This is a genomic window from Rhodococcus mengyinensis (genome assembly GCF_048381435.1).
In the GTDB taxonomy this organism is placed as follows: Bacteria; Actinomycetota; Actinomycetes; order Mycobacteriales; family Mycobacteriaceae; genus Rhodococcus_F; species Rhodococcus_F opacus_D.
In genome coordinates this window covers 26,932-34,101 of the sequence record NZ_JBLWIT010000053.1, presented here as the reverse complement: position 1 = coordinate 34,101, position 7,170 = coordinate 26,932, and the positions used below count along the sequence as shown (strand labels likewise).

Genomic DNA, 7,170 nt, shown 5'->3' with positions numbered 1-7,170 from the left:
GGCGAGTTCGGTGAGCGTGGTGCGGCGGGGTCCGGCGCAGATGTAGTACGCGATCTCGGTCGGATCGGAGAGGGATCGGCGGGCGAGCAGCCAGTGCCCGCGCCCGGGTGCCCAGGCGATCCGGATCGGGATCCGCACCCAGGAGTATTCGCGCCGGCCGTGCGCGCCGTCGCCGACGGAGATCCGGCGCCACTGCTTCGCCGGGACCGCGGCGATCATCTCGTCGGCGCGACCGGCGCGACCGTGCGGGGTGAACACGTCGTCGTTGCAGCGCGTGGCCAGGACGTAGGAAATATCGCGTTCCTCGAGCCAGACCCGCAGGTACTTCACCTGCCCGTAGGCCTCGTCCGCGGTGACCCAGGAGAACGGGACCTGTGCGTCGAGGGCGCGTTCGATCATGTGTTGTGCCAGTCTCGGTTTGGTCGCGAACTCGATGTCGTCAGTGATGCCGGCGGCGCGGCACCGGTCGCGGTCGGAGGTCCAGGATTCGGGCAAGTACAGCTCCCGGTCGATCAAGGCGTGGCCGGCGCCGCTGGCGTAGGCGAGGAAGACGCCGATCTGGCAGTTTTCCACCCGTCCGGCGGTGCCCGAGTACTGGCGTTGCACCCCGGCCGAGCGGGTGCCTTTCTTGAGGAATCCGGTGTCGTCGACGATCAGTACACCGGCCGGATCGCCGAGGCGTTCGACCACGTAGTCACGGACGTCGTCGCGGACGCCGTCGACGTCCCAGTCCGCGCGCCGCAGCAACCGTTGCATCCCGTCCGGGCTGATCTCGCCGGCGCGCTCGGCGAGGGTCCACCCGTTCTTGCGTTCCAGACCTGCAACCAAACCCGTCACATATTCACGGACTCGGGACCGCGGCTCCGACCGGGCGAACCGACCGGAGATCCGCTCATGCAACGCTTCCAACTCGGCAGCAACCAGATCGAGGACCACACAATCAGTATCGTCTACCTGTCAAGCAAGTGCCGTTGCAGTATTAAGGGCACCTAGTTCTCGGCGAAGTACCGCCGCATCGCGGCCCGACGGGGCGCCTCACGCGAACTGGTCGCGGTCGAACACGCAATTGCTCGTCGCAGCATGGAACATGCTCACCAATGGTGATGTGTATCGAGATCCCGGCGCCGATTACTTCGCCAACCGAACCCCGGCCGAAACCAAGGACCGGCGATCCGATAGCTACAGGAACTCGGGTATCACGTCACCATTACCTGACTGAACTCGCCAGCAACCCAACATCTCACGTCGTTGGCGGAAGTCCACCGAAGGCCTTCGAGGGCTTTCGCTGATCCGCGCTGCAAGGAGACTCCCGCGTACACCCGGTCGCCTCCTGTGGTCTCCTTAATTTTCGTATCAGCCGGAAGTACTGCCGAAGCAATCCGTTCGTATTTTCGTTCGTGCCATGCAACCAAGGTGAGGCGGCATGGGCGAAGTAGACACCCTCGGCGAACAGATGACCGAACAGATCGTGCCGCGCCATCTCCGTACCCTGGTCCCAGGTCATCGTCCATCGCGCGTGCTCTGGGATTGCTCGACCAACTCACCCTGCGCCGCGGCGAAAGGCTCGGCGCGGTGCCCACCCGGCAGATACGGAAGCCGTACATACCGGCTGCGCCGATCAATAATAGGGCTGGGGAGCGAGCTCAAGGACCTTGACATATGTCACCGCGACGGAAATGTCATCGGCGGCGAGCTGCGGGTAGAGTCCTTCCAGGAGGGCCTGAAACAGGCACCCCGCCGCCCGGCACAGGACGCTCCCACTCTAGCAGCGGGATCCGCAAAATTTCGGAGCAATCTTGGTCGCAATCATCTCGTCCAAGTAACCGACCGCCGCGGAACCTTCCTAGGCCATGGGTAGCGCATCCACGGCCGGATGATCACGGTTTATCTTGCCCAACTTCGCTGCACTACCCGGCGAACCGAACTCCTCGAAAAATTCAACATTTGCGGTGGCGTAGACACTCCACTGATCCGGCAGGTCGTCGACGTAGAAGATTGCTTCGACAGGGCATACCGGTTCGCAGGCACCGCAATCGACACACTCATCCGGATGGATATATAGCATGCGGCCGCCCTCGTAAAGGCAGTCCACCGGACATTCTTCGATGCACGCCTTATCGAGGACATCGATACAGGGTTCGGCGACAACGTAGGTCACGCCTTAACTCCTAACAATCTGTGGCTATGTTCGGTGTGAGTGACGAGCGATCCTGATCTGCCAAGACGCATCGGTTACACAAAGCCAGCTCGCCCGGAATTCGCGAACCTCGCCCCACATTCGCAGGCAATCTTGTAAACGCACGTCATTATTTGGCGCGGACATCTCCAACGATCGGAGCGTATCTGCCGCCACGCGCCTCTTCCATCACCGGCATTCTCTCGATTCGCAGCGGCACGGAGAGCTGTCCGTGCCGCACCGCCAAGGACCGTCTCCGTCAACTCCGCTCCCCATTCGGGCGTTCCGCGACAATTTGATGGTTGTGACGAAATCAGAGTACGGGCCGGCAAGGTAACTCGACGCGAAAACGTCAGCTCAGACGCCGGTCCGCCCGGGCAACCACATGTCCCAGCTTCTCCAGATCGATGGTGGTGTCGGTGATCCCGCGGTCGCGCAGCTTGAACTTCTGCACTCTGCCGTTTACGTTTACCGGTAGCTCGTCCAGGAATTCTACATACCGCGGAATCGCATAGTAGGGAACAGATTTACGGAAGAACTCGAACAAATCGGCGATATCGATCTGAGTCTTCTGTGTCACAACGAGACAGACTTTGATGTCGTCCTCGCTCAGCTCCGATGGCACCGCATGCACTGCGGCCTGCAAGATGGAGGAATGTTGCAAGATCGCCTGTTCGAGCTCTACCGAGGAGACGTTCTCGCCGCGCCGACGTAAGGAATCCTTCTTCCGATCGGTAAACCAGAAGTATCCATCTTCGTCTACCCGCCCCTTGTCACCGGTGTGATGCCACAGGTTGCGGAATGTATCGATACTGACGGCGTCGTTGTTCCAGTAGCCAGAGAACAGGCGGAACGGCGCGTCCGGACGAACCACGATCTCGCCGGACTCACCAACGGGTACCTCGACGTCGTCGTCGTCGACGATCTTGACTTGTAGCCCTTTCGTCAGCTTGCCCATACTTCCCGGTTTGCGCGGGCCGCGCGGATCTCCGAGCAGCACTGGCCAACATTCGGACTGCCCGAATACCTCTGCGAATGGCGCAATCCCGAATCGTTCCTCGAACTGCGCTGTGAACTCCGCAGTCGACGGCATGAACGTAATGTGCCGCAGCTTGTGATTACGGTCGTCGTCCGACCGCGGTTGGGCGAGAATCGCCATGCCCATGGCGCCCATTCCCATTGCCGCCGTCGCACCAGTCTCACGAATGCGTTCCATATACTTGCTCGCACTGAAAGCAGGTTCCACAATTACGGATCCGCGAACTGCCAGTGCAGCTGCTACCAACCAGGTTTGGCCGCTGAAATGGAATAGTGGGTTCGCGCCGAAAATCACGTCCCCCTTCTCGTACCAGCCTGAGTCGACGAAAACGTTGATCAGGTTGCAGTAGTAACCATGGGTAATAGTGCACCCCTTGGACGCACCCGTCGTGCCCGACGTATAGATGACTGCGCAGACGTCAGACGGCGAGAGAGTAGGTGCGACGAACTCAGTTGCGCTCGATTCCAACTCACTGTACGCGAGCGACACCTGAGCTGCGCTGGTACTTGCCGCGTCCCCGACCAGCACGAGCTGCGGTTTCTCAGTCAGCTCCGACAAGATCGGCTTTAGCATTTCCATTGCCGCACTGTCGCCGATGTAGACCTTCGGTGTGGTCTGAACCAACTGATGCCGAAGGAACTCACCGCGCAGGTACGTATTCAAAGGCACCTGGATGGCACCTGCCTTCGCGATTGCGTAGATAAGCACGATGTACTCGAGTCGATTGGGCAAATTGACCGCGACCCGGTCGCCCTTCTCGATTCCTAATGACTGAAGTCCGGCCGCGACGCGATCAGATCGTCGGTCCAGCTCACCGAGCGAAACCCAGTCGCTTGCGCACTGGACGAACGGTCTGTCCGGGTCGAAGGCCGCTTCTTCGCGGAGCCAGTCGCCGACAACCCGACCAGATCGCTGTTTGTCGAGAGCCATTGTGATGTTCCCCTTTTGTTACACGCCACTGCGTTAGATGTTGAGCGGACGCGAAGGGCGTCCTGTGGAGAAAGGCGGCTATCGGCCGCTACAGCTGTGCTTCACTGATTCGCTGATGTGTCAGGGGGCGGCGTGACGTACACCGAGTATCAGCTCGGCCGCCCGCTCGCCGATCATCATGGACGGCGCGTTGGTATTCCCGGTAGTGATCGTCGGCATGATGCTGGCATCGACAACCCTCAGATTCCGAAGTCCGTGGACCCGCAATTCTGGATCCACGACGGCAAGGTCGTCGACTCCCATCTTGCATGTACCCACTGGATGGTACGACGGCGTAACGGTCTGCCGAACATACTGTTCCCAGTCGGCGTCGGTTCTGCAGTTCGCCTCAGGTTTCATTTGGCCGGCGGTGATCGCGGCCATTGCCGGCTGCGACATCACTCGCTGGATTTCACGAAGTCCTCGCAGACAGTCACGGACATCGTCCTGGTCTGCAAGGAATTGATACGAGATCCGGGGCATACTGTCCGGCGCGGAATCGCGCAGCGTGATCGAACCCCTGGCACGCGGCTTGAGGTAGGTGGAGGATGCGAGGAATCCCTCCTCTTTCGCCGGCTGGACGTTGAACATCCCATTCTCGTCGACGCCGCGCGTGATCGCGAACGGCACGAATTGCAACTGCAGATCTGGTGTTTCGAGGCTGGAGTCAGTGCGACCCATACACTGGACCTGGACCATGGTCATGGCGAGCATCCCGCTGCCATTGCGCACGTAGTCTGCCAACCCCTTGGCGACCATGCCCACCCGCATCTTGTTGATGGTCGGGATCGTCGTGTGCCAGCGCTGCATCAGATACGGGTGCTCGTGCAAGTTCTCCCCCACTCCGGGAAGGTGGTGCACGATCTCGACGCCCGCGTCGGACAGCGCCGCACGCGGGCCGATTCCCGACAGCTGCAAGAGGCGAGGTGACCCGATCGAGCCGGCACTGATGATCACCTCATCACGGGCCCGTGCCTGCTTCTCGACGCCCTTGTGTCGGTACTTGACTCCCACTGCGGCGCCGTCCTCAAGAAGGATCCTATGGACGAAACTCGAGGTAGCGACGGTGACCTTGCCCTTCGGCGCCACCCGCCTCATGTACTCCCGCGAGGCCTGCGACCGCGTACCACGCCGGTGGTTGACCTGCCCCAGTCCCACGCCCTCCTGGCTCGCACCGTTGTAGTCGGGATTACGGGCATAGCCTGCTTGGACGCACGCTTCGATGAAGGTCGTGTTGCCCTCACCATGATTGCTCTGGACGTTCACTGCGATGGGACCCGAACCCCCGCGAAGACCGTCGGCCCCGCCTTCCCAGGTCTCCATACGCTTGAAGGAAGGGAGCACAGATTCGAAGTCCCAGCCCGTACACCCTTCCTTTGCCCAGCCGTCGTAGTCTGATCGGTTGCCGCGAACGAATACGCAGGAATTGATCGACCCACCGCCACCCATGACCTTGCCGGCCATCCACGCTTCGGGCTGACTCGTACGTGTCGGGTCCGGCTCGGCGGGGTACTTCCAGTTCACCTTCTGGTATGCCACTGCCACAGCTGCCGGGATCCGGACGTCGATTCGACGATCGCTAACCCCTGCTTCGAGCAGAAGGACGCCGGCTCCCGCCTCGGCGAGTCGCGCTGCCACGACAGACCCCGAGGAGCCACCCCCCACGACTATGTAGTCGAAGACCTCGTTGTTCATCGGCGGTTCCTCCAGGACTCGTAGCGATGTGACTCACCGCACATTACCAAATTTGACACAGATTCTGAACAGATTTTGAAAATGATTCAAGGGCTCGTAAAGAGACCTTCGACTTTCAGTAGCTCTTGGGAAGGCCGAGAACATGCTGACCGATGTAGGCGAGCACGAGTTCCTGAGGAAGCGGGGCGATCTTCATGAGGCGAGCCTCGCGCCAGTAACGTGCGACGTGGTATTCCTCGGCATAGCCGAAGCCACCATGTGTCTGCATTGCCACGTCGGCGGCCTGGAACCCCGCTTCGGCGGCGAGGTACTTCGCCATATTCGCCTCGGGTCCGCACGGAATCTTGCGGTCCAGCATCCATCCGGCGCGGCGCGTGATGAGCTCGGCTGCTTCGAGTCGCGCGTGCGCGTCGGCAAGCGGGAAGGCAATGCCCTGATTCTTCCCGATGGGGCGGCCGTAGACGACACGCTCATTCGCGTAGGCGACTGCGCGGCGCAGGGCAGCCTTTCCTGTTCCGACCGCTTCGGATGCGATCAGGATCCGCTCAGCGTTGAGTCCGTCGAGCAGATACTTGAAACCCTTCCCCTCCTCCCCCACTCGATCGCTCACCGGGACGACCAAATTGTCGTAGACGGTTTCGCACGAGGCGACCGCATTTCGTCCCGCCTTCGAGATCGGGGTGATGGTCACCGCCGGGTCTCGCAGGTCGGCCATCAACAACGTCAGACCGTCGGTTCGACGCTCGCATTCCTCGACCGGGGTGGTACGAACGAGGAGCAGAACGCGATCGGCGTCCTGCGCCTTGGATGTCCAAACCTTCTGCCCACGCACAATGTATGAATCACCATCGCGAACGGCGCGAGTCTTGATTGCGAGAGTCTCGGTGCCTGCGTCAGGCTCGGTCACCCCGAACGCGACGTGGAGGTCACCCGAGGCCACTCGCGGTAGATAGCGCTGCTTGAGCTCCTCCGATCCATGCAGAGCGATCGGATGCATACCGAAGATCGACAGATGGATCGCGCTGCATCCGTTCATGGCTGCACCGGATGCCGCCACCTCTTGCAAGATCACTGATGCCTCGAGCAACCCACGGCCACTGCCGCCGTACTCTTCGGGAATCGCGATACCGATCCAGCCACCGTCAGCAAGTGCCTTGTAGAAGTCCCAGGGAAACTCGTGACGTGCATCTCGTTCAGCCCAGTATTCGTCGTCGAACTTCTTACAGACGGAACGCACACCCTCCCGAATTAGGTCGAGGTCCGAATCATTCGAGAAGTCCACCGGTACACA

The 7,170-nt window shown here is 60.9% G+C and carries 5 protein-coding genes; all 5 read right to left on the bottom strand.

All coding sequences use genetic code 11. From position 1 onward, the window contains the following. Positions 1-936: IS701 family transposase (locus ACNJ7E_RS10510; RefSeq protein ID WP_418338726.1), on the bottom strand; the 936-nt coding region annotated here is incomplete at its 3' end. A gap of 907 nt (positions 937-1,843) precedes the next feature. Continuing rightward, positions 1,844-2,158, bottom strand: a complete 315-nt coding sequence (fdxA, locus tag ACNJ7E_RS10505; RefSeq protein ID WP_016881733.1) for a ferredoxin — start codon at positions 2,156-2,158, stop codon at positions 1,844-1,846. 370 nt (positions 2,159-2,528) lie between these two features. Continuing rightward, positions 2,529-4,145: an AMP-binding protein gene (locus ACNJ7E_RS10500; protein ID WP_016881734.1), complete on the bottom strand. Its 1,617-nt coding sequence runs from the start codon at positions 4,143-4,145 to the stop codon at positions 2,529-2,531. 120 nt (positions 4,146-4,265) lie between these two features. After that, complete coding sequence (locus tag ACNJ7E_RS10495) at positions 4,266-5,879, bottom strand: GMC family oxidoreductase (protein WP_016881735.1); 1,614 nt, start codon at positions 5,877-5,879, stop codon at positions 4,266-4,268. A 115-nt stretch (positions 5,880-5,994) separates the two neighbouring features. Beyond that, positions 5,995-7,161, bottom strand: coding sequence for an acyl-CoA dehydrogenase family protein (locus ACNJ7E_RS10490; RefSeq protein ID WP_016881736.1), 1,167 nt, complete (start codon positions 7,159-7,161; stop codon positions 5,995-5,997). Positions 7,162-7,170 lie beyond the last annotated feature (9 nt).

Excerpts from the sequence above, each read along its gene's own strand:
- ACNJ7E_RS10500 (WP_016881734.1), bottom strand. The coding sequence starts at position 4,145 with ATGGCTCTCGACAAACAGCGATCTGGTCGGGTTGTCGGCGACTGGCTC.
- ACNJ7E_RS10495 (WP_016881735.1), bottom strand. The coding sequence starts at position 5,879 with ATGAACAACGAGGTCTTCGACTACATAGTCGTGGGGGGTGGCTCCTCG.